A 23,518-nucleotide genomic window follows, 5' to 3' on the forward strand; every position below is an offset into this window, starting at 1 on the left:
TCTATCTGACTTTGACAATCTCCAAGTCGAAGAATGCTGAGCGAGCCTTGTTCAAGACGTAGGCGCGGGCGTAGCGGGCGTCGCCCCTGGCAGGGGCGACGCCTGATCGCATCAGAACCTGAGCTTCACGCCTCCGGCGAAGGCGCGCGGCTGACCAGCAAGGATGCCGGCGCCTTGCGCCGTCGCCAAGCCGCCATTGAACCAAACCAAAGGCGTTTGTACCGGGCCGACGAGGAGTGAGTTGGCCACCACGAATGCGCCGGCGACGTAGGTCCGATTGAAGATGTTCGAGACCTCGAAATACAGTTCAATGTTCTTGAAATAGAGGTCCGCCAAGTCGTGATTATAATGAGCGTTCACATTGAACACGCTGTAGCTCGGTATCGTGGTGAAATTGGCGTTGTCGATCGTATAATCGCTCTTGAAAACATATTCGGTGTAAGCGCCGAGACCCGAAAGGTCGCCGTAGGGCTGGTCGTATCCAAGGCGCATCGTCACAGTATGCGGAGGCACATTAGGAATCCTGTTTCCGGCGCGATTATATAAGACTGCTCGCCCCCCGACCGAACCGAGATCGTCCCAATAGTTGGTGAAGAACTGATTGTTGAACGTATAAGCCGCGATCAGCCGCCACCCATCATAGGGCCGCCAATCGGCGTTGAGTTCGACGCCGCGGTGAAGAGAGGAGGGAATATTTTGCGAATAGCCGATGAGCCCATTGCTCAGCGTCAAAATTTCATTCCGGTGCCATTCGTTGAAGCCGGTCACGCTGAAATTAAGCTCTGGACTCGGCGTCCAGTCGATGCCGAGATCGACGCCCATGTTGGTCTGAGCCTTCAGCGGATTAGCTCCGACTCCGTTTCGCGTGCTAGTAAGGAAGACGAATGTCGGCGTGCTGTAGCCTGTCGAATACCGCGCCCGCACCTGCCATTCCGGATTGTAGCGATAGGTGAGCGACGCTTCCGGCGCCGTGTTCCAATAGTCATTATCGACGGCGACCTGGGTAGGAAATCTGGGCGCCAGATTGGCGGGGTAGTTGTAGGCGGTGCTCACGCCCCAGACGCGATTCCAGTTGGCGCTGAACCCGATGACGCCAGTCAGGCCCGGAGCAAGAGCAATCTCTTCCCGCGCGCGCAAACCAATGTTTGACGCATAGGAATCGTTCTTGCCGACCTGCGCGCCGATTGCGCCGCTGTACCAGGTGTTGGCGATCTGATTGAAGAGCGGATTGGCGGTTTTGGCGTTGTTATAGAAGAACTGGAGAAAATGCGTCGCCGGAAATCCAAAGATCGGCACGTGACTGGTAATGTCGGTCTGCGCGGTGATGCCCACCGTCGGACCCCTCAAGGCCACCGGGCCGCCTTGGCCGCCCGGGCCAATAATCGGCGGCGGCCAAGCGCCGCTGATGTTATCGAGATAGTCGTAAGTGAATTGCGATCGCCAAGTGGTGGCGCTGTCGAAGTCATGCTCGAATTGAACGCCGCCGATCTGTCTGAGAGAGTTTTGATGCGTGCCAAGCGTGGCGACACTTTGGCGAACAGTCGCGCCGGAGATGCCATTCGCCGGTACGAAGAGATTGTTGCACAAGTTGACGTTCAAAGAGGTCGGGATGGCGCAGCCTTGTTGAAATGGATTGAGGTAGAAGACGGTTAAATTTTCTCGGTTGATGAACTCCGATCTCAAGTCATTGGCGATATATTTCACGATGACCCGATCGTTAGGGGTCACCTCCCATCTGCCGAGAACCTTGGCTTGTTTGCCTGAGTAGGCGCCGTGGTATACATACCCGCTGCCGTTGATGTCGGAGGCGAAAAACGCGAGATCGAAAGCGCCGAGCGCGCTGTCCTTCACAGCCTTGCCGACGCGAATGTAATTGTTGACATAGCCGAAGCTGCCAAATTCCGAACCTGTGTTGACGCCATCGATTTCGGCCCCGGAAAAGGTGCGGTAGTTGATCGCGCCCAAGTAGGCGTAATTGCCGAAGAGCGCCGACGACGGTCCGCGATAGACGTCGATGGCGGCATAGGAGTGCGGATCGAGCAGGTCGGTGCGGCCATTGCCGTCGGCTGTCGTGATCGGGAACCCGTCCTCATACATCATGATGTTGCGGATGCCCGTTGGAAACCCGACGCCAAGCCGATTGCCGGAGCCGCGAATCGAAATAAACAAATCCCGCGCATTATTGCCTTGCTGCACGGAGACGCCGGGGCTGTATTCCAACACCCTCCGGACATCCTGCAGTGGCGTCGGCTTAAGGAACTTGGTGTTGACGATCGTTACCGTCTCGCCGGGCGGATCCCGGTAGATCGGCAATTTCGCGCGGGCGGGATCAAAGCCCGGCGCATATCCCGCTTCGCCCGCCGTCGACTCTCTCGTGGCCGGAGGTCTGGCGGCGCCAATCGTGATCTGCGGAAGCGCTTGCTGCGCATGCGCAACGGAAGGGACGGACACAAGCGCGAGGGCGGTGAGCGCCGCTCCGTGCATCAATTTCGACCGGGAGCTCATTTTCTTCACTTTCCTAGTTGGCTTGAAACTCATTGAGAGGGCGCACGCGATGGGCCCCTTGCCGTCGACTCCGGTTTCCACGGGTCGGCGAAACGGGGCGATGTCAGCAAGGATTCGTCGGTGAGCGTTTTCAGAAAGGCGATCAGATCGCTCTTTTCCTGCGGCGACAGATCGATCGGAACGATCAACGCGCTCTTGTTTGGGTTGTAGCGACCGTCGCCTTTGAGTGGACCGCTCGTTACGTTACGGCCGCCTGCGGCGTAGATGTCGATCACGTCCTCGAGCGTCGCGACGCTGCCGTCGTGCATATAAGGCGCGGTCACAGCGATATTGCGCAGGCTCGGCGCGCGGAACGCACCCATCTCGGCAGGATTATGCGTGTTCTCGAACACGCCGCGATTGGGCTCGGGATAGGCGCCCTTGCCGTCGAGATCATAGAGTCCGGTGTTGTGAAACGGCGTCTCTATCTCGCGCGTCTTCGCGTGATAGAACTGATCGTCGAAATTCACGCTACCGTGGCAGTGATGGCACTCCGCCTTCTCGCCGAAGAAGAGATCCTTGCCGCGCGCCTCTTCGGGAGAGAGCGTCGCCTTGCCAAGAAGATAGAGATCATATTTCGAGGAGGTCGATACGACGCCGCGCTCGAAAGCTGAGATCGCCTTGATGACATTGCCGAAGGTGATCGGGTCGGCTTCGCCGGGAAACGCCTCCACGAATTCGCGTCGATAGTCCGCGTCGCTTGCGAAGCGCGCGATGATCTCTTTGCGGTTCTGATCATTGACGCCCATCTCGATGGGCTCTTCGCCAAAGAGCGGCCCCTCCATCTGCCTTTCGAGAGTGACCATCGCCGGATTGGCCCAGGTCAACGTCGCGCGCCAGCCGGCGTTGGCGATGCTGGGAGAATTGCGCGGCGTATGCTGGCCCGTCGCTCCGACGCCCACCGGCCGCCCATCGGTGAAAGCCAGACGTTGCTCGTGACAGGACGCGCAGGCCTCCTTGCCGTTTCCCGATAGGCGCGTGTCGTAGAAGAGCTTACGCCCGAGTTGGAAGCGCGCCTCCGACATCGCGTTGTCGACGGGAACCCGCGGCGGCGGCATGAACTCTGGCAAGGCCCAGCGCCACGAATCTCCGCTCGGATTCGTTTCGCCCTGCGCGGCGCTCGCAGTCAAAATCGCGGCGAAGAGGAGAATGAAAGCTGCGCGCTTCATTTCGCGACCTCCGCGCGGAAGATCTTCGTCGGCGCGCCGGGGGACTGGCCGGCGTCATTGGCGTCGGGCGCGGTTTCCTTGAGCCGAAGTCCGAGATTTTCGAACATTGGCGCGCATTCGGGATCGGCCGGACCGCTCATGCAGCCCGTCGAGAAACCCTGGTCTTTCCCAAGATCGATGCTGGCGAAGAGCGGCTTCAGATTCAGCACCACGCGCTGTTTGGCAGAATCGAAAGAGGCGAGTTTCACGGGAATCCGATTGGGATTCGTGCAGGAGGTGATTTCGCCCTTCGTGGCGTCGCCGCGGCAACCGGTCGAGCCGAGATGCAGCATCCAGGTCGAGACCGTGATCGTTCCGTCCGAATTGACCCGCAGCGGCGCCGTCTTGGGCGCGTCGGCCATGAGCGGCGCGCCATCGGGCTTGTCGCCCGCAGGCGCGCCGGCGCCATTCGCCGTGGTCGCGGGGTTTTTCGGCGGAGGCGGCGGACGCGTCACGCCACCCTCGGGGTCGACTTCGATCTTGATGAATTTGCGGCCGGCCTGCCAATTCCAGCTCATCGACTGAAGATCGAGCGGCGCGGGAGCGGTGGCGAAATTGGAGTGATTGAGAACGACGTCCTTTCCGTCTTTATCCTGGGTGACGCTTGGAACGCCGATGACGAAGCTAACGCCCTTGTAGCGGCCGCGCGGGACTGATCCTTTGATCGTGTCGTTGACGTCCGCGGTGCCGATGCATTTGCCGGTCTTGTTCTCGAAATCGAGCAAAGCGACGTTGGCGTATTGCCAGTCGTTCTGTTCCAGCTCGATGGGAACTTCGTGGCCGGCGGCGTCGATCAGAGCAGGCGTCGAGATGTAGAATCGCGCGTCGTGAAGTTGCGCAGGCTGACCGCCGGTTCCGAGCCCGGAAATGTCGCGGCCGCATTCGACCGGCTGATCGCCCGCCGCAAGCGCAAAGCGTATCGCGACCTGCTGTCTTTCATTCGCGTCGATCTTCGCGGCATGCGCGACGCCTATGGCTGCGAGACCGCCGATCGCGAACGCAAAATGGTTGAGCGCCCTCATGATTCCTCTCCTGCGCAACGGGTCTTGAGACGTGTCTTGGCGTACGCGCAGGCGAACGGCGCGTATCAGCGACGCGTGAGAACACGCGCGCGAAAATCAAACGCGAGGGAAAGGGCGAGTGGGGTCGAAGAGACCCGGCAGCCGACCGCTAACGCGCTTCTTTAGGAAAGAAGCGACGGGGGCGCGCGAGAGAGCCTGTTACTGGGCCATAGTGTGGTCGGCGGCGCGAGATCGCGCTCTTCCGGCCAAAGAGGAGGCGCGTCGGACACGGGCACCAGCACCAGAACGACGGCGGTGAGCAGAACCTTTGAACCGGCTTCGTCGCTTCGCTCGCTTAGAAAGCAGGCCAAGCAGTGCATGTGTTGAGCGTGGGACGTCTTCCCGCCGGCGTCGTTCTTGTTGGCGCAGAGCTCGTCAGACAACGCCACAGGAGAGCTGAGGAACGCGCCGCTGTCGCCGCTGTGACGAGTCTGAGAAAAGACAAGTGCCAAAGCTTGCTGGAAAAGCAGACAAGCGACGACCGCCGTCACGAACGGACGGACAAACTGCCGTATTTTTCGCCTATCTTGCCGCATAACTAAATTCTGATTGCACAGAGATCGACTTGTCAACGAGGGCGAGTATCGGAGTCTCGCAATATTTTCAATTGTTGCGCTTCCGCCACACTCGGCCTTTTGCATTGGGCGCATTCGGAAAAGTCGTGCAGCCTTCGCTATAAACTGAAAAGGACCGAGACATTCTTGCTCTTAATCAAATGCGCAATGCTTAAGCGCGATGTCGATGGTCTTTAATTGTCGACAAGGCAGACCGTTGAGCGTTTGGCGACTTGCTGGAGATTCGCCCAGCTTCATCGTTCTGCATGCGTGCGTCGCGTAAGGAGTTTTCGTATTGCGGCCCGCGAGCTTCGCGCCTATGATCCGCTCACCGTAAGCAATGGTTGGCGGCAATCCATGCTCTTTCGGGTTATTCTCTTAGTTGCGACATTGCTGCAAGCTGCGGCGGTTCCGACCGGCCCCGCGCAGGCTCAATTTCAATATCCCGCGTTCACGCGCGTCATCTGCAAGGGCGTTACTGCTCCCGCCGCTCCTCATTCGCCGAATGAACACGACGGGTCTTGCTCCGACTGCATAACATGCTGCAGCGCCCAGCCACCGATCCTATGCGTCTCTGAACTTCTTGTACGCCAAAGCCTTCCGACAACGCGAAACGTCATTCTGACGTCAGCAATTCTTCCCGCGCCACGGTCGCATTCGGAAACGCCGCCGGCGCGCGCCCCTCCCGTCTAAAGACGCCGAACGTCCCGCGATTTGGCGACAAATCCGTTTGCGGGCCAAAAATTTACGCACCGCCTGGAGGCCCGCTAGAGCGCTTGGCGTCGATGCGTTTTGGATTACCGGCGCATGCTTGGCAAAAGAGCGGGGAGGCTCTGATGCACAAATCTCATGAGACGATTGACCGACTGTTTAGAAGTCACCACCGCGATCTAATAACGCGGGCGCGCCGCGTGATCGGCTCGGACGACGCCGAAGACATGGTCCAGGAAGCCTATCTCAAAATGCTCGAAACCGATCGCGGCGAGTTGATCTCAAATGCGCGCGGTTATGTGTCGAAAATGACGTGCACCCTCGCCATCGATAATCTTCGAAGACAGAAGACGCATGCCCGGGCTCTTGCCGAGGACGGCGCATGGTTCCAGTCGTCGACGCTGGAGACGCGGATCGCGTCAGCGCTAGACGCGTTCGGGCTGGCGTCGGATGTTCAAGCCGCCCTTATGCAGCTGCCGCGATGTTGTCGTCAGATCTTCTTTATGAGCCGGATACTGGGCTTCAGCCATTCAGAAATCGCGCAGGAAGTTGGCGTTTCCTTGAGAACGATCAATCGCAACCTTATTCGCGCGCTCGATCACTTCGATCGCGCCTTCGAGATCGCGCCTCCAAGCGCTCCGATCAGCGCGGAGGGCGTTAATGCGGCCGAGCCACGCGACTCCTCGACCTCGCGGCCAGCCGCGCCGCGCGCCGTCCAAGACACCGTGGAAATCAAAAATCCGTCAGCTCGAAAAAATTCCCGCCCCAGCCTGTCCGATTTTTGCGGCCTCGCTCGTCATACCATTCGGGTTCCGCGTTCTGCGGAGCCCGTTTGGACTGTCCAGACGAACTCCAAGAGGGAGGCCACTATGACCATCCGTATCGCCAAGCGCATTACGCTCAATGTTATCGGCCGCGCCAGCGCCCGCTGCGCGTCGACCTGCGCCGCCACGAACGGCTAAGGACAATCGACTTGCGCCGTTGGCCCCCGGCTGGCGGCGCAAGCGACGTTCGGCGCGTCAAGACGAAGGCGACAAATAGATGCGGCTTGGCTTTAACTTCACGCTCGGCGACACCTATGACATGGTCCAGAGGCTCATTGCCGAAAGACATATCGATTATTGCGAATTTCTTATCGACAATTTTTTCTGCGTCGATCCGAACGAATTGGCCAAGGCGTTCGATTGTCCCATCGGCTTGCATATTATGTATTCCAAGTTTCTCGAAGCCGATCGGCCGACGCTCGTCGACTTCGCCGCTCGGCTTCGAGATTACATTGACGCGCTGAACCCAATTTACGTCTCAGACCACATTCTCCGTTTTTCTCACGAAGGGCGCGCGTTCTTCCATCTCGGCGAAATTGACTATTCGACGGAATATGAATTCGTGCGCGACAAGGTCCTGCAGTGGCAGGAGATCGTCGGACAGCGCATTCATTTTGAAAATTACCCGTCCATCATGGACGGGGGGAGAGAGGCGCCCGCCTTCTTCGAGCGCCTCATGAAAGAAACCGGCGCTGGCGTGCTGTTCGACGCGTCTAATGCCGTTTGCTCCAATCGCAATTGTGGGACGCCGTTTGAAGCGTGGCGCAACGTCATCGCCGGCGCCCAGCATTTCCACGTCGCCGGCTACAGGCAGTCCCTGATCGAGCCCTTCATTTCACTGGACACCCATGCCGAGGCGCTGGCGCCGGACACGATGTCCTTCCTTGAGAATTTCCGGTCGGTCTTCGACAAACCGGGCGCAACTATGACCTATGAGCGCGACGATCAGATCGAATTTGACGACATCGTCGCCGACCTGAAGCTGCTGCGAAATCTGTTTGGCGTAGCCGAAGAAAGGCGTCACGACCTTGCTGTCTCTGCCTAGTCGAACCGATCGCGACCTGTACCCTGCGCTTATGTCGCCGGTATTGTGCGCGAATTATCCTGCGGATCATAAGGCCTTCGTGCGGATCGACGTGAGTCTGCGCATCTATTGGCATACGCTCTTCGACATTTGCCCCGAACTTCTGGAGCTCTCCGGTCCGGACGGCATGTCGATCTTTCGGCCTTTCATGGCCTGGGCGGGAGAGAAGAAGCTCGCCTTCGACTGGTCATATTATCTATGGGTCTACGTTTGGCTGCGCCAGTCGCCGTTCAAGGAGCGGCTGCTCGCGGACGATAAATATCTGAGGTCGATCATGGCGGCGTCGGCCGCCCGCTGGGCGATCCTCGATCGCGGCAGAGATTGCGGCATCGTTATCGGATGCGCAGACACGAAGAATCTCGTCATCGGCTGGAAATGCCGCAGCGTTCGTTTGGGACGCGAGATCGAACTTATCGAACCCGAGGAGCCGCTGCCGGCGCCTCCGGATATTTTTGGTTACTTTACGCTGCAGTCCTTTGAACTCGACATATTTCCGGGGTGGCAGAGCCTGGCGCGATGACAAGCGCGCCGCTGTGGCGCGGATACTGGTTCCTGTTCGCCAGCACGTCCGCCGCCGCCTTCATCATGCAAATCGATCTCGCGATGGTCGCGAGACTGGGCGGCCGCGCGCCAGGCGCCTATGCGATTCTGATGCGCATCACGCTGCTCGATGTCGCCGTCACCATCGCTTGCGCCGCCGTCGCCGCCATCGCGCTCGGCCATGCGCAAAAGAATGGCGAGACTGCCGACGCAATCGAAAAGACCTGCGCGCTCTCTCTCGCGCTTGGCGTCGCGACGGCGATTTTCGGCTTCTTCGCCTATCCGATCTTTCTTGACGCCCTGATGGGGGACGCCGCGGCCGCTCCCTATGTCGGCGCCCCTATCGTTTGGCTCGTCGCTGGCGCGCCTTTTCGCGTTCTTTCGAATACGCAAGGATTCTTATTGCACGCGCTCGGACGCGGCGGCTCGGTGCTCACATGGAAACTCGCGGAAATTCCCGCGAAAGCCGGGGCTAACATCCTCTTCATGCAAGCGCTCGGGTTTGGTTTCGCCGGCTGTTTTCTCGCGAGCTGCATCATTGCGGCCGTCGCCTCAATTTGGCTTTGGAGCCGGCTGCAAGCGCATGGCGCGCGCAGAATTCGCTTCCCCGAAATCGCATTCGTCCGCTCATTTCTAAGCGGAACGTTTTGGGAAGCGTTGCGCGTGCTCTCGCCGCAGGCGGCGATGCTCTTCACGCTGACGCTCTTTTCGCTCCCCTGGCAGAGCGGCGCCAACGGTCAACGTCTCGACTCATTTGCCGCGGCCCAAACCTTCATGCTGTTCATCCTTGGTCCGCTGATTACGCTAACGCGCTATCTCGCCATCCACCTTCCGACGAAATCTCACGACGACTGGACTTTGGCGCTCGCGCCGGTCGTCCGGGTCGGCGCGCCAATCGCGCTGACGGCCGCGATCATGCTGCTGCTTGGGCGCGATTGGATCGGCGCGACTCTCTATCGCCAACATGGAGCCTGGTGGTCCGTATTCGTCGCCTGCTTGGCGCTCTCCCTGCCAATCCGCTTCGTCGGTAGCATCGTCCGAGGCCTGACGCTTGCGCGGAGCTCCTTCGCGGAACTGACCTCCGTCGATATGATTGCGCAGTGGCTCATCGCGCCGTTGTTCATTCTATTCGGACTCTCCGTGAACCGACCGGAGATCGCTTATCAATCTCTGATCTGGCCCGAAGTCCTCGCCGTTTTCTTGATCTGGCTTAACCTTCGATCCGCGCCCGAGGAGCCGGCTGGCGTCTCGTTGCGCTCGAAAGGACATGTCTAATGAGCGTGGAGCGAATCCCTGTTCTCATTGTCGGCGCCGGCTACGCCGGTCTGTCGGCGGCGACGCTGCTCGCGTGGCGTGGAGTCCCCTGCCTTCTCGTGGAGAAACGCGCCACAACGTCGCGTCTGCCGAAGGCGCATGGGATTAACCGGCGCAGCATGGAAGTTCTGCGCGTCGTCGAAGGCTTGGAAGATGCGCTGTTCGCGGCAAGCCGCACCGGCGCCAACGACTCTACGCTCATTATCGCCGAGAGCGTCACAAGTCCGCCGATTGAGACGCTCGTGACCAAGATGTCGCTCGACGCGACGCGCGTGTCGCCGAGCAAGATATGCACGGCAGGCCAGGACCGGGTCGAACCCGTGCTGCTGCGCTTCGCGCGCAACAACGGCGCAGATATCCGATTTTCGACGACGCTGGCGGGCTTCTCGCAACGAGAGGACGGCGTCGAAGCGATCTTGCGCGACGAAGCGTCGGGACAAGAGACGACGGTTCTTGCCGACTACATGATCGCCGCCGACGGCGCCGGCGGAACGATCCGCGACTCTGGCGGCGTCAAGATGGAAGGCCCGGGATTCCTCGCAGACACGATCTCGGTGCTGTTCGAGACCGATCTCAGCGCGATCCTACCAAGCGACGGATTTACGCTCTACTATTTGCGCAACCCAGCCTTCAGCGGCGCCTTCGTCACCTGCGACGAACCCAACCACGGCCAGATCAACATAGAATATGATTCCTCGCGCGATCAGGAGGCCGATTTCGACGAAGAACGATGCAAAGAGCTCGTTCGACAATCTGTCGGCGTTCCCGATCTCGCGGTTAAAATTCTCGACATTCGCCCCTGGCGGATGGCCGCTCTCATCGCCGATCGCATGTCCTTCGGGCGGGTGTTTCTTGCTGGCGACTGCGCGCACATCACGCCGCCAGTGGGCGGGCTCGGCGGACAGACCGCGATTCAGGACGCCGCTGACCTTGCGTGGAAGCTGGCGCTCGTCGTCAAGGGCCAGGCCGCCCCCGCGCTGCTCGACAGCTATGAGATCGAGCGCAAGCCGGTGGCGCGAATCGCGATTGCGCGAGCAATCGCCAATTACATCGAGCGTCTCCTGCCTGATCGGCAGGACTTGCGCATTCGGGAAGACGAATACGGTCTCCTCGAAACCGCGATGGGCTATCGATATCGCTCCGACGTTATCATCGCTGACGAAGATGATGACGGCGCTCTGGTAGAAGATCCGTTTCGCCCGAGCGGCGCGCCCGGAACGCGTCTGGCGCATGTCTGGCTGCGGCGCGGCGAAGAGACGGTCTCCTCGCACGATCTGATTGGACGCGATTTCATGCTGTTCGTTGGCCCGGATGGCGGCGACTGGATGGAGGCCGCGCAGCGCGTTGGCCTTCGTTCAAGAACGCCCCTCGGCGTCTGCCGCGTTGGATTTGACGTCCACGATCCCGAGGGTCTGTTCCTGCCGCGCTTGGGCGTTTCGCCCGAAGGCGCGCTCCTCGTGCGCCCCGACGGCTACATCGCCTGGCGCTCGAAAGGCCGTATCCCCGATCCGCTCTCGACTCTTGAATCGAGTTTTGCGCGCGCCAAAGGCGAGAAAGTCGCCAAGACCTTGATGCGCAACGAGACGCCTCTCATCGGAGCGTCGGCATGATGTCGCAGCCTTCTCCCCCGCTCAATTCTGAAGAAACGAATGGAGGCGCGCCATACGCGCCTTTATTGGACGCTGCGATCCTAAACGATCAAAAACTGCATCCGATCGCCGTGACAAAGCGCGAGCGGTCGATAATCAAGGGTCAGCGTCCAGCGGTCATTTGGCTGACCGGGCTGTCGGGCGCGGGCAAGTCGACGATCGCCAATCTCGTCGAGCGAAAACTGGTGGCGCGAGGCGCACACACGATCTTGCTCGACGGCGACAGTCTGCGCTCCGGGCTGAACGAAGATCTGGGCTTTACGAGCGGAGACCGAAGAGAAAACATTCGTCGCGTCGGCGAGGTCGCGAAGCTGATGACGGAAGCCGGCCTCATTGTCATCTGTGCGCTCATCTCGCCCTTTAGCGCCGAAAGACTGGCGGTGCGACGGCTTTTCGCGCCAGGCGACTTTATTGAAGCATTCGTCGATACGCCGCTCGAGGTTTGCGTCGAACGCGATCCGAAAGGGCTCTATAAGCGTGCGCTCGCCAGCGAAATTCCAAATTTCACTGGGCTGCATCAGCCCTACGAGCCCCCGGAACGGCCTGAACTGACTTTACGGACCTTAGACGGTTCGCCGGAGCAAATGGCCGATCAGCTGATCGAGATCATTCAACCGTTTTTGTCGTCCTATTGAACGTGGACGTCCATCCGATCGGAGAATGGCGCATGACTGCTTTCGCCCCCGACATGTCCATGGATCCGGTCTCGAGCGGTTTGGCCGTCGATCCGAAAAGACTCGAGACTCTTCACCTTCCCTATCAGGACTTCAGGCGGCGATCCGAGACTGGCGAAGCATGGCGACGCCTGCCATTAGAGGTCGCGTATCAATTCAGACGCTATTACTTTTTCAATCCACCAAAATGGCGCGTGTGGGCGCGGACCCTTGGCTCCAGCGAACGCATGGAGCCGTACTTCGCATCGATCGGCGCGGTGCGCTCCGGCACGTCTTTCCTCTCCTCTTATATTTTTCAGCATCCGCATGTCGTGCTGCCGCTGTCGAAGGAAATTTCCTTCACGGAAACGATGCGCGAGCTAATGGCCTATTTCCCGACGCTCGCGGCGCAGAAAGCGGCGGAGCGACTGAACGACGGCGCGATCACCGGTTACTGCACGCCGGTGATGCCCAACCCGCTCTGGATTTTTCTGGCGCAGTCGATGTTTCCGAATATGCGCATCATATGCGTGCTGCGCGATCCGGTTGAGCGCGCCTTTTCTCACTGGCGATGGGACGAGAAGCGCTTCATCAGCCGCAAGTCGCAGGATCCGCACTGGAAAGGCTTTCCGGATTTTAGGACCTTGATCGAAGCCGAGAAAGCGATCATACGCAGCGGCGGCATGGAGCCGCATGCATTTTCGGGCGCGCGGGCGGGCTATCTGCGGCACAGCATCTACGCGCCCTTTCTGCGTCTGCTCTTCGAGAAGTTCGGCAGGGACCGCGTTTTTATCGTCGATGCGACGGAATTTTTTCGCGACCCGCGATCGACGGCGAAGCAAATCTACGGGTTTCTTGGCCTGCCTGAAGTCGAGCCGCTCGCGATCGAGGAGCAAAATCCGGGTCCCCCCGGAAAGCTCGACGACAGCCTCCGCGAGAATTTGGCCGAGTTTTTCCGGCCCTATAATGAAGAGCTGTACGCGCTGCTCGGCAAGGATTTCGGCTGGGGCGCCAACCTATAACAGAGCGCGCACTCCGGCCAATCTTTGATCCCGGCCGACGGCGAGCCGCCCTGTGGGCTTCACGCGCCCGCTTTCCGGCAATATATGGGTGAAGCTGAAATTCCGCCGGTCCGAGGATAAGGATGAACGCCCACGCCAGGACGCCCGCGCCAATCGCGCCGGCGCCGCTTGTCGACCCCTTCGGGCGGACGATCTCTTACCTGCGCGTTTCCGTCACCGATCGATGCGACTTCCGCTGCGTCTATTGCATGTCGGAACATATGCAGTTCCTGCCGCGCCGCGACCTGCTGACACTCGAGGAGCTTGATAGACTCTGCTCCGCCTTTGTCGCGCGCGGAACCAAAAGTCTGCGTATCACCGGCGGCGAGCCGCTGGTGCGCCACGACGTGATGAAGCTGTTTCGCGCCCTGTCGCGACATCTTGCATCCGGCGCGCTTGAGGAGCTGACGCTCACCACCAACGGCTCGCAGCTTTCGCGCTTCGCGGCCGAGCTCGCCGACTGCGGCGTTAAGCGCGTCAACGTCTCGCTCGACACGCTCGACCCAGACCAATTTCGGGCGCTGACCAGAAGCGGCGCGCATGCGCAGGTTTTAGAGGGCATCGCCGCCGCCCGCGCCGCCGGCCTCAAGGTGAAGCTCAACGCCGTGGCGCTGAAAGGCGTCAATGAAGACGAGTTTGTGCCGCTCGTGCGTTTCGCTCACGAGAACGGAATGGACATGACCTTCATCGAAGTGATGCCGCTCGGCGAATTGGACGGGCCTGAACGCGCTGACCAATATTTGCCGATGCAGGCGGTCCGCGAGCGGCTGAGCGAAGCCTTCACGCTCGACGAGATCGACTATCGCACGGGCGGACCGGCGCGCTATGTGCGCGCGCGCGAGACTGGCGGGCGCATCGGCTTCATCACGCCGCTCACCCATAATTTCTGCGAAAGCTGCAATCGTGTGCGCGTCACCTGCACCGGCACGCTTTATATGTGCCTCGGCCAGGAGGACGCGGCGGATTTGCGCGCGCCGCTGCGCGAAAGCGCGGATGACGCGCTTCTGCATCAAGCGATCGAGACCGCCATCCTGCGCAAGCCCAAGGGCCACGACTTCATCATCGACCGAACGGCGCCGGCCCCATCCGTCTCCCGCCATATGAGCATGACGGGCGGCTGAGTAATGGCGCCAGCAATCGTCGCTTTCATCGGCCTTGGCGTCATGGGCTATCCCATGGCCGGCCACCTCCATCGCGCCGGACATAGAGTGCGCGTCTATAACCGCACCGCCGCAAAAGCCGAGAAATTCGCCGCCGCCCATCCCGGCGCACAATGGTTCTCCACGCCCCGCGAAGCGGCTACGGGCGCGCAATTCATCTTTTCCTGCGTCGGCAATGACGACGATCTGCGCGTGGTGACGATCGGCGAAGCGGGCGCTTTCGCCGGCATGTCGGCGGGCGCGGTCTTTGTCGATCATACCACCGCCTCGGCCCAGGTCGCGCGCGAACTCCACGCCGCGGCGGCCGAACGTGGCCTCGGCTTCATCGACGCGCCGATCTCCGGCGGCCAGGCCGGCGCCGAAAAGGGCGCGCTGACCGTCATGTGCGGCGGCGATCCTTCGGTCTTCGCCAAGGCGGAGCCGGTGATCGCCTGCTACGCCCGCGCCTGCCGGCTGATGGGGCCGCCGGGCGCCGGGCAGCTCACCAAGATGGTGAATCAGATCGCCATCGCCGGCCTGGTTCAGAGCCTGGCCGAGGCGCTTCACTTCGCCGGCGCCGCGGGCCTCGACGCCAAGAATGTCGTCGATCTTCTCAAGAATGGCGCGGCGCAGTCCTGGCAGATGGAAAATCGCACAAAAACAATGGTCGCCGGGGAGTTCGATTTCGGCTTCGCGGTCGAATGGATGCGCAAGGACCTGGCGATCTGCCTCGCCGAGGCGCGGCGCAACGGCGCGCGACTGCCGGTCGCGGCGCTCGTCGACCAGTTCTATGCCGAAGTCGAAAATATGGGCGGGCGGCGCTGGGACACGTCGAGCCTTATCGCCCGTCTTGAGCGATAAGGCGAAATTGAGGCGAAACCTTAAAAATTTCCGACTGCGACGGAACCATTAGCGGGGCCGGACGTTTCTCCCCCGCAAAAAAGAGGAAGCGTCCAGGGTTCGCATCGTTCGAGTAGCGATCTGGGGCAGAAATTCCCGATACAATGTGGGAGCCCTATTAATGGCCGTTTCGCGCGAAAGCCCGTTCGCGAGCCGCACGTCGCGGGTTATCCTCGGATTCACCGTCGCAATCTGCGCGGTCGCTGCTGTCGCGGCCGCGCCCTCGACGTTTGATCCGAAGAGCCAATCCGCAGCCACTGGCGTCCAAGCCGCCGTGAGCCTTAACGACGTCGGCATGCGTCCGCTGGCGCGCGGACCGGCGATCCGAGTGGGGCGCGCCTATGGCGCGGAGGATGAAGATTGCACGCTCGTCATTATGCCGAAGGCTGACGAGCGTGGTCGCGTCCGTTACATGCGTAGCGTCTCCTGCGCGAATTGACGCCAAGAGTCGCGCACCCGGATTAGGCCAAAGGGCTGGCCTTGGGCGAAGATGGTTCGGAAACGGACGTCTTCGCCTTTTTGTTTTCGCTGAATTGTTTTCCTAGAACTTCGTCTGCAGACGCAGTCCGACATAGCTCGCCCGCAACCTCTCCGGATTCCACGGATCGATGATTTGAATGTCGCCTGAGAGCCGCAGCCAGCGCGTCACCGCGAAATTATAAAAGGCCTCGACGCCGCCCTCGCTGCGGCGATAAATCCGCCTTACGGCCAGTCCAGAGAGGAGCGGCTGGCTGAGGCCAAAATGGTAAAATCCGACGCCCCAGCGATCCTCCTCGCGTCCCGCCATCAGATTATTGCCGGCGAGACCGACGAGCATGCTCCATCTGACCGGATTGGGATTGCCGTCCGAGAGAGTCGCGAGGGTGAACAGCCCCCAGCCGACTTTGGGGTCAGTCTCGCTCTGCATCAGATATTGCTGGATGGCGTATGAAACGAAGCGATAGCCTTTTTTTGTAATTCCTCTGAGCCGGGCGATCGCCGCGCTTTCGCCGATGTCTTCGAGGTCGAAGCCCCGCGCATTGCTGTAGGCGAAGCGAAAGGTATGGAAGCCCTTGAGGCCGCCAATCTCGACGGGCACGGTCGCCATCAGGCCGGCGCCGATTCCGCGCTCGAAAGGCCGTTCGATGACGCGCGGCTGCTGGGCGTTGCGCGGGTCGGCCACCATGATTTTGAGATCGAAATATTGGGTCTTGAGCGCGGCGACGCCGCCCAAGAGATAGGGCGGCGCGATGATCAGACGGTCGGCGACCGTTTCCGGCGAGCTGACGCCGATGCCGGTCGAGGGCAGCGCGAAGGCGCGGTTCATGAAGGTGTCGATGCCGCCGCCGCCGACGAGCGGCGTCTGCGAGGCGAGCGTCAGCATATTGAACTTGCCGATCGTCACCGAGAAGTGCTCGCTGAACTCCTGCGTCAGCGTCATTGAAAGGGCCGAGTGGTAGACGTCGCGCGCGACGAAGGCGAGCGCGACGTTGACAGGCAGCAGCGCCAAATCCTGGCGATTTATGTTGCGGCCGAAGTAATGCTCATATTGCGCGTTGAATTTGGGCCCTTTCCAGAACCCGAGCTTTTCGCCGTCGACGCGCAGGAAGGTGTCCATCTTGCCGCCGTATTGCGCCGTCCGATCGAGCGCGCCAGCGGGAATGCCCTGGTAAAATTGTGTGATCCAGACGTCGAGGTCGATGCCGAACTTGCGCAGTTGGTCCTTGGGTCCGTCCGGCGTGTCGGTCAGCGATTTCTGCTTGGCGAGGGAGACGGTCTCGTCTTCAGCCAGGGCTGGCGGGACGATGGCTACGACACTGACGGCCGCGGCAATGACGCAAGCCGCGGCGGTCGAATGGCGCCCGCGTATGCCTCGCCTTTTTGGGGAGGCCGGCCCGCTCGACTTCCTTCGCCACATCCTTATTGGCCCCGCGCGAAGTCCGTTCGTGAATCAAATGCCCGTGAAGCTTAACGCCCTAGCCGCGCTTGTCTATCGCTGGCGCGCAACAGTCACGAGCCTTCGTTTCGCCAGAGTCCCCACGCGAGCCGCCGAATGTGGGGGGCTTATTCGTTGACGCCCCGAGCCCCTCTCCCTACTGTGCGCGCCTCCCCTAAAGATTGGCCAGCTCGCATCCCATGTCCGCACCGCTCCTTTTGTCGTCCGAACTCGTCGAAGCCGCGCGCGTCTCGCCCGCCTGGCCGTTCGAAGAGGCGCGAAAGCTCGTCAAACGGGTCGAGGCGAGCGGTCAAAAGAGCGTGCTGTTCGAGACCGGGTACGGCCCGTCAGGCCTGCCGCATATCGGCACCTTCGGCGAGGTCGCCCGCACCAGCATGGTGCGCCGCGCTTTTGAGGTCCTGACCGAGGGCAGAATCGCGACGCGCCTCATCGCCTTCTCGGATGACATGGACGGGCTGCGCAAGGTCCCCGACAACATTCCGAACAAAGAGCTGGTCGCGGCGAACCTCGGCAAGCCCCTGACGCAGGTGCCGGACCCTTTCGGCACGCATGACAGTTTCGGCGCGCATAATAATGCGCGGCTGCGCGCCTTCCTCGACGCCTTCGGCTTCGACTATGAATTCGCGTCGTCGACGGAATATTATAAGAGCGGCCGTTTCGACGCCGCCTTGAAGCACATGCTCGCGCGCTACGACGCGGTGATGAAGATCATGCTGCCGAGCTTTCGCGAGGAGCGCGCAGCGACCTATTCGCCCTTCTTACCCGTTCATCCGAAGACCGGCATCGTCATGCAGGTTCCGCTCGAGAGCTACGACGCGCAAGCCGGCACGATCTCCTGGAGCGATCCGGACACGGGCGAAAAATTCACGACGCCCGTCACCGGCGGCCATTGCAAACTACAATGGAAGCCGGACTGGGCGATGCGCTGGTATGCGCTTAACGTCGATTACGAGATGGCCGGCAAGGACCTCATCGAGTCGGTGAAACTCTCAGGCGCGATCGTGCGCGCGCTCGGCGGACGGGCGCCGGAAGGCTTCAATTACGAACTCTTCCTCGACGAGAAGGGCCAGAAAATCTCGAAGTCGAAGGGCAACGGCCTGACGATCGAGGAATGGCTGACCTACGCCAGCCCCGAGAGCCTCGCGCAATTCATGTTTCAGAAGCCGACCGCCGCCAAGCGGCTCTATTTCGACGTGATCCCGCGCGCCGTCGACGACTATCTGAATTTCCTCGACGCTTACCCACGCCAGGACTGGAAGAATCGTCTCGGCAATCCGGTATGGCACATTCACGCCGGCGATCCGCCAGAGTCCGAGACGCTGGCGCATCAGGGCGAGACGAAGGGAACGAGCGTTTCCTTCTCCATGCTGCTCAATCTTGCCGCCGTCGCCAACGCCGAAGACCCCGCGGTGCTTTGGGGCTTTCTGCGTCGCTATGCGCCATCCGCGACGCCGGAAAATCATCCACGGCTCAATAAGCTCGTGGGCTACGCCGTCGCTTATTTCCGCGATTTCGTGAAGCCCGCGAAAAGCTATCGCGCCGCGGACGAGGTCGAGCGCGACGTGCTGCAAAAGATCAATCAAACGCTCTCGGGCATGGAGCTCGCAAGCGCCGAAGAGATACAGACGGCGCTTTACGATGTCGCCCGCGCCGTGCCGCGCTATCAGGACTTTAACGCCAAGGGCGCGACGCCTGAGCGTCCCGGCGTCTCCAACGACTTCTTCAACATGCTCTATGAAGTGCTGCTCGGCGAGAAGAAGGGACCGCGCTTTGGCTCTTTCATTGCGCTCTACGGCGTCGCCGAGACGCGCAAGCTGATCGAGGACGCGCTTAGCGGCGCCTTTGTCGCGCGCGAAACCGCCTGATGCGCGCAGCAGACGCTGACATTCTCATCGTGTCGGGCTGGAGCGACTCAGGCCCCGATCATTGGCAGACGCGCTGGCAGGCGAAACTCTCCACAGCCAGACGCGTGACTCAGCGCGACTTTGAGAAGCCAATACGCGCCGAGTGGGAAGAGACGATCGCGCGCGAAGTTCTCGCAAGCGCGCGGCCCGTGGTGATCGTCGCGCATTCGCTCGGCGTCATCGCAGCTCTTCATGCAGCGCAACGCGTCGGGAAAAGAATCGCCGGCGCCTTTCTCGTCGCGCCGCCATCGGAAGCGGTGATCCGAGAATTGCCGTCAGTTGATTCCGCCTTTCTGCCGATTCCCCGCGCGCGACTTCCCTTTCCTGCGGCGATGGTCGGCAGCAGCGATGACCCTTACGCGGATCTGCTCTTCGCGCGTCATCTCTCGCAGGATATCGGGGCGCAATTCATCGATGCCGGCGCCGCCGGCCATATCAATGTCGATAGCGGCCATGGACCCTGGCCGGAAGGATCGCTCGCCTTCGCCAATTTCATGGCGAAGCTTTAAGCCGTCATTAATTCGGAGTATTGACACCCTATTAGCGATCATCGACTTTGACGCGGCGCGACGGTCGCAGCCTTGCCGCAATCGGCGTCGACGCGTTTTTGTAACGGCCGTTCATTGAGAAGATTTGAGATGAGCATCACAAAAGCTTTCCGCTCCGCTGCGCTTGCAATCGGCATTTTCGCAGCAGCCTCGCCCAGCGCGTCGGCGTTCGAACGCGTCGAACAGCCCTCTTCAATTCCGGACGCCGGTCCTTGGGATGAAAAGGCTTGGAACGGCTTTTACAGCACGAGCCAGGGCTCTCGCCTCATTCCTTGGGATTGGATCAAAGCGCTCAAGCAGGCGGACGGGCAGCCCTTCCTTGCCGATGGATTGGCGCGCTACGGCTATCTCGCCAATCCTGCAAGCCCGACGCCGGGGCTGCCGGTCGGCTTCGTCGTATCCGACGGCGTGTTGGGTCCCTCCTGCGCCGCCTGCCATACGCGCCAGATCGACGTCGAGGGAAAAGCCTACCGCATTGACGGCGGACCGGCGCTCGCCGACATGGGCGCGCTTTGGGCCGATCTCGATACGGTCGTGGGCAAAGTTCTTGCTGACCCGACGTCCTTTTCGGAATTCGCCAAGGCCATTCTCGGAAGCGGCTACGATCCGCAGAAAGAAACCAAGCTGCGCGCCGAAGTCGATCTCTGGTATGCGCGTCACCACGCCATCACCGAAGCCGGCCTGCCGAAAGATAGGCCTTGGGGCTCCGGACGCATCGACGCCGTCGGCATGATCCTCAATCGCGTCACTGGCCTCGACATCGGTCCGGGGCCGACGCACATGATTATCGGGAACATGCGAAAGGCCGATGCGCCGGTGCGGCCGCCGTTCCTTTGGAACGCGCCGCGGCAGGACCATACGCAGTGGCCGGGCTTCGCCGATAACGGCGACCGCATTCTGGCCATGTCCAGAAACGTCGGACAGGTCTACGGCGTCTTCGGCGAATTCTTCCCCGAGAAGGACGCCACGCATCTCCTCGGCTTCAATTACGTCAAATCCAATTCCGTCGACTTCAAAGGGCTGATCGAATTGGAGCATCTCGTCGAGCGGATCGGTCCGCCGAAATGGCCGTGGCCCGTGGACATGACGCTCGCCGGGCAAGGCAAGCTGATCTATCAGCGTCCCTATGAAGAGGGCGGATGCGCTGATTGCCACGGAATCGATCGAGGCCAGCCGCGACTGCTCAATCCGGACACTTGGTGCACGCCAGTTCAGGACGTCGGCACCGACGCGCGGGAATATCAATATTTCGCGCCGGACTGGAAGGTCGACACCGGCGCGCTGACGGGCGCCTTCATTCCCTTCGTGTCACAGCCGCTCGACAGGAAGGACATGCCCGTCTCAGTGCTGGCGACCGCTGTGCGCGGCGCGATCCTGCAACACTTCATTCCGGTCACGGTGAATACGGTCGAACGACAGAGGGCCGACGTCGCGTTGGCGATTCTGCAGCCTTTGATCGAAGAGCTGAAGGGCGTCTACAAGATTCCGGGCACGCCCGGCGCCGGACGCTGGGCCTGCCGCCGCGCGCCGGAAACCGAAGGCAAGATCAAGTTCGAGGCTCGCGTGCTCGAAGGCGTCTGGGCGGCGGCGCCTTACCTGCACAACGCCTCGGTGCCGTCGCTCGCCGAGCTCTTGAAGCCGCCGCAACAGCGCGTCGCGGACTTTAAAGTCGGTCCTGCCTATGACGTTTCCGTTGTGGGCCTCGCGGTAGAGCAGCCGAAGTCGACCTTCCTGATGAAAACGGATTGCAACAGAGGCTCAGGGGTCAGCCATTGCGGTCACGACTTTGGGACGTCATTGAGCGACGCCGATAAACGCGCGCTGCTCGAATATCTGAAAACGCTTTGATCGACGCGACTCGGGACGGCCGTCGTCCCGAGATTCCCGTTCAGGTCAGCTTTTCCCCGGCGCAGCGACGCCTATATCGACCTTCTTGGAGTCGCTTGCGACGCTGCTAGAGCGCGGCTCGCGAAAAAGTGGATACCGGATTTTCGCGCAAAGCGCGCTCTAAGCTTTTGGAATCGATCACGTCATCTGCGTTTAGGCGATTCCGCCTAAACGCAGCGTGATCTAGTGGAAAGGTCGCGTGGAGAAATCCCAAATCGTAATCCGGGCGAAGCCTTCGCCGGCAATCGACTTATTGACCGAAGCGAAGTCTCTTTCGGCGCTCGCCGGACAAGAGGCTGAATGCACTCGTTGTCCGCTCTATAAAAACGCCACTCAAGTCGTTCCTGGAGAAGGATCGCCGCAGGCGCGCGTTCTGCTGATCGGCGAGCAGCCGGGAGATGTGGAAGATCGGTCCGGGCGGCCCTTCGTCGGACCTTCGGGCAAGCTCCTCGACATCGCGCTGGAGCGCGCCGGCGTCGAGCGCGATAAATGCTTTGTCACCAATGCGGTGAAACATTTCAAATTCGATCCGCGCGGCAAGCGCCGTCTGCACAAGAAGCCAGACGCCGGGGAGATCGACGCCTGCCGCTGGTGGCTCGATCGCGAACGCGCTTTGCTCCAACCTGGACTGATCGTGGCGCTCGGCGCGACCGCGATCCGCTGCGCGCTCGGCCGCTCAGAGGCGGTATCGCAGCTGCGCGGCGAAATCTTCGACCTCGATGGCGGCGCGCAATTCTTGGCGACCGTCCACCCATCATCTCTGCTACGTTTGAAGGATGAATCGGATAAGCGACAAGCCTGGCGAGGTTTTCTCGCCGATCTTAGTAAGATCGCAAGCTGGATCGAAAAGGACGAGGCGCGCGCAGCGCGCTAGCGCCTTCGCGCTCGTCGCGTCCCTTGCGTTTGCCGGCGCGGCGCGCGCCGAACTGCTGAAGTTCGAAACGCCGCCGGACGGAGCGGGAGAAGCCGTTTCCGCGACGGTGAAACTCGATGGAACGACCTACGAGGTCGCTGGAACGTTGTCGAAGCCGGCGCAATCGCCAAGCGGCGGCGCAAAGTCCATTCTGATCGAGACGCAACCGAGCGAGGACGTGAAGCCGCTCGCGCTCGAACGCGGACTCGCCGTGCTGACGCTCGATGTCGCCAAGCTCCCCGACAAAGCCAAAGAGCCAGCGTTGCGCGATGTGCTTGGGCATATTCGCGGCGCGCTCAAGATGAAGCGCGTCCTCGGCCGCGCGCAGGGCGCCGACGCCGACGCCATGTCGAACGCGGCCTCGGCATTCGACGGACTGTTGCTTCATGACGCGAGCCGCGAGCCGGGAAGCCCAGCGCGCTTCATCGCAACCTGGGGCGCCGACGCCTATTGGCGCGAGAAGCCGCGCATCGAATTTGAGAAGAGCGCGCCGCCGAACGGCCGACGCTTTTATCTCGCTGGCGTCGCCAGTTCGACCACGGCGACAAATTGCGTCGCGCCCATCAACGCGCGCGCCATCGCGCCGCCGCTGCGGGCGCTATTCGTCGCGCTCGACGAATGGACGGCGAAGGCCATCGCGCCGCCCGCCTCGCGCGCGCTGCGCGATGGCGATCTAACGCCGGCGCAGGATCTGAAGTGGCCGAAAGTTGCCGATTTGCCCGCGCCGCCTGAGGGGGCGAGGCGCGTTCCGAAAATCGACGCTGACGGCAATGACGTCCCCGGCCTGCGTCTGCCGGACCTCGCGCTCCCCATTGCGACCTTCACGGGCTTCAATGCGCAAAAAAACAAGAAAGGGCAGCTCTGCGTCGCGGGCGCGGCGATCCCTTTCCCCGCGACAAAACCGGATGGCGAAAAAAATGGCGATCCACGCCCGTCGCTCGTCGAGCGCTATGGATCGCGCGCCTATTTCGTCGCGACGATGCGCATTATCGCCGACAAGCTCGTCAAGGAGCGGCTGTTGTTACAGCGGGACGCCGACGCCTATGTCGCCGCGGCGAGATCAGCGCCTTTCTAAAATGTGGAGACGA

The 23,518-nt window shown here is 61.1% G+C and carries 19 protein-coding genes and 1 pseudogene; 15 read left to right on the top strand and 5 right to left on the bottom strand.

Annotated elements, in window-relative coordinates; genetic code table 11:
- Nucleotides 1–111: 111 nt before the first annotated feature.
- The 4 genes from FEV16_RS10000 to FEV16_RS17520 all read right to left on the bottom strand — a co-directional run bounded on the left by FEV16_RS10000 (nucleotide 112) and on the right by FEV16_RS17520 (nucleotide 5,463).
- Nucleotides 112–2,505 (bottom strand): TonB-dependent receptor, encoded by a 2,394-nt coding sequence (locus FEV16_RS10000; RefSeq protein ID WP_171015191.1) that lies wholly within the window; start codon nucleotides 2,503–2,505, stop codon nucleotides 112–114.
- A 29-nt stretch (nucleotides 2,506–2,534) separates the two neighbouring features.
- Nucleotides 2,535–3,713: a methanobactin export MATE transporter MbnM gene (locus FEV16_RS10005; protein ID WP_138167496.1), complete on the bottom strand. Its 1,179-nt coding sequence runs from the start codon at nucleotides 3,711–3,713 to the stop codon at nucleotides 2,535–2,537.
- Complete coding sequence (locus tag FEV16_RS10010) at nucleotides 3,710–4,774, bottom strand: MbnP family copper-binding protein (protein WP_138167497.1); 1,065 nt, start codon at nucleotides 4,772–4,774, stop codon at nucleotides 3,710–3,712. The genes FEV16_RS10005 and FEV16_RS10010 overlap by 4 nt, the downstream gene beginning before the upstream one ends.
- Nucleotides 4,775–4,935: 161 nt before the next feature.
- Nucleotides 4,936–5,463, bottom strand: a complete 528-nt coding sequence (locus tag FEV16_RS17520; protein WP_348639981.1) for a DUF2946 family protein — start codon at nucleotides 5,461–5,463, stop codon at nucleotides 4,936–4,938.
- Nucleotides 5,464–6,203: 740 nt separating this feature from the next.
- On the opposite strand from FEV16_RS17520, the gene FEV16_RS10025 reads away from it, so the two are divergent.
- The 10 genes and pseudogenes from FEV16_RS10025 to FEV16_RS10070 all read left to right on the top strand — a co-directional run bounded on the left by FEV16_RS10025 (nucleotide 6,204) and on the right by FEV16_RS10070 (nucleotide 15,681).
- Entirely contained in the window at nucleotides 6,204–7,040 is an 837-nt protein-coding gene (locus FEV16_RS10025; protein ID WP_138167499.1) for a methanobactin precursor domain-containing sigma factor, read from the top strand.
- Between the two features lie 79 nt (nucleotides 7,041–7,119).
- Nucleotides 7,120–7,947, top strand: a complete 828-nt coding sequence (mbnB, locus tag FEV16_RS10030) for a methanobactin biosynthesis protein MbnB (protein WP_138167500.1) — start codon at nucleotides 7,120–7,122, stop codon at nucleotides 7,945–7,947.
- Entirely contained in the window at nucleotides 7,931–8,506 is a 576-nt protein-coding gene (mbnC, locus tag FEV16_RS10035) for a methanobactin biosynthesis protein MbnC (RefSeq protein ID WP_348639982.1), read from the top strand. The genes mbnB and mbnC overlap by 17 nt, the downstream gene beginning before the upstream one ends.
- Entirely contained in the window at nucleotides 8,503–9,801 is a 1,299-nt protein-coding gene (gene mbnM, locus FEV16_RS10040) for a multi antimicrobial extrusion protein MatE (RefSeq protein ID WP_138167502.1), read from the top strand. The genes mbnC and mbnM overlap by 4 nt, the downstream gene beginning before the upstream one ends.
- On the top strand, nucleotides 9,801–11,450 hold the full coding sequence (gene mbnF / locus FEV16_RS10045; protein ID WP_138167503.1) for a methanobactin biosynthesis FAD monooxygenase MbnF: 1,650 nt from the start codon (nucleotides 9,801–9,803) through the stop codon (nucleotides 11,448–11,450). The genes mbnM and mbnF overlap by 1 nt, the downstream gene beginning before the upstream one ends.
- A 110-nt stretch (nucleotides 11,451–11,560) precedes the next feature.
- Nucleotides 11,561–12,124, top strand: a pseudogene (gene cysC / locus FEV16_RS10050) (adenylyl-sulfate kinase); the annotation flags it as partial.
- A gap of 32 nt (nucleotides 12,125–12,156) precedes the next feature.
- The gene (locus FEV16_RS10055) at nucleotides 12,157–13,164 is read left to right on the top strand and encodes a sulfotransferase domain-containing protein (protein ID WP_138167505.1); all 1,008 of its coding nucleotides are present in this window, start codon (nucleotides 12,157–12,159) and stop codon (nucleotides 13,162–13,164) included.
- 122 nt (nucleotides 13,165–13,286) lie between these two features.
- Entirely contained in the window at nucleotides 13,287–14,324 is a 1,038-nt protein-coding gene (gene moaA, locus FEV16_RS10060) for a GTP 3',8-cyclase MoaA (protein WP_138167506.1), read from the top strand.
- Between the two features lie 3 nt (nucleotides 14,325–14,327).
- A complete protein-coding gene (locus tag FEV16_RS10065; RefSeq protein ID WP_138167507.1) occupies nucleotides 14,328–15,203 on the top strand; it encodes an NAD(P)-dependent oxidoreductase in 876 nt (291 codons plus the stop codon).
- Nucleotides 15,204–15,363: 160 nt separating this feature from the next.
- The gene (locus tag FEV16_RS10070; RefSeq protein WP_138167508.1) at nucleotides 15,364–15,681 is read left to right on the top strand and encodes a hypothetical protein; all 318 of its coding nucleotides are present in this window, start codon (nucleotides 15,364–15,366) and stop codon (nucleotides 15,679–15,681) included.
- Nucleotides 15,682–15,783: 102 nt separating this feature from the next.
- On the opposite strand, the gene FEV16_RS10075 is transcribed toward FEV16_RS10070, so the two are convergent.
- On the bottom strand, nucleotides 15,784–17,139 hold the full coding sequence (locus tag FEV16_RS10075) for a carbohydrate porin (protein ID WP_246657263.1): 1,356 nt from the start codon (nucleotides 17,137–17,139) through the stop codon (nucleotides 15,784–15,786).
- 218 nt (nucleotides 17,140–17,357) lie between these two features.
- Here FEV16_RS10075 and FEV16_RS10080 point away from each other — a divergent pair, with 218 nt between their 5' ends.
- The 5 genes from FEV16_RS10080 (at nucleotide 17,358) to FEV16_RS10100 (ending at nucleotide 23,505) form a co-directional block, all read left to right on the top strand.
- Complete coding sequence (locus tag FEV16_RS10080; protein ID WP_138167509.1) at nucleotides 17,358–19,043, top strand: lysine--tRNA ligase; 1,686 nt, start codon at nucleotides 17,358–17,360, stop codon at nucleotides 19,041–19,043.
- Nucleotides 19,043–19,591, top strand: a complete 549-nt coding sequence (locus FEV16_RS10085; RefSeq protein WP_138167510.1) for an alpha/beta hydrolase — start codon at nucleotides 19,043–19,045, stop codon at nucleotides 19,589–19,591. Before FEV16_RS10080 ends, FEV16_RS10085 begins: the two co-directional genes overlap by 1 nt.
- Before the next feature lie 129 nt (nucleotides 19,592–19,720).
- Nucleotides 19,721–21,478: a di-heme-cytochrome C peroxidase gene (locus tag FEV16_RS10090; protein WP_138167511.1), complete on the top strand. Its 1,758-nt coding sequence runs from the start codon at nucleotides 19,721–19,723 to the stop codon at nucleotides 21,476–21,478.
- A gap of 238 nt (nucleotides 21,479–21,716) precedes the next feature.
- Nucleotides 21,717–22,391, top strand: a complete 675-nt coding sequence (locus tag FEV16_RS10095) for a UdgX family uracil-DNA binding protein (protein ID WP_138167512.1) — start codon at nucleotides 21,717–21,719, stop codon at nucleotides 22,389–22,391.
- Nucleotides 22,294–23,505 carry an alpha/beta hydrolase domain-containing protein gene (locus FEV16_RS10100; RefSeq protein WP_138167513.1) on the top strand — a complete coding sequence of 404 codons (1,212 nt, stop codon included), beginning with the start codon at nucleotides 22,294–22,296 and terminating at the stop codon, nucleotides 23,503–23,505. Before FEV16_RS10095 ends, FEV16_RS10100 begins: the two co-directional genes overlap by 98 nt.
- The last annotated feature ends 13 nt before the right edge of the window (nucleotides 23,506–23,518 follow it).

The organism is Methylocystis sp. B8 (genome assembly GCF_005771425.1).
In the GTDB taxonomy this organism is placed as follows: Bacteria; Pseudomonadota; Alphaproteobacteria; order Rhizobiales; family Beijerinckiaceae; genus Methylocystis.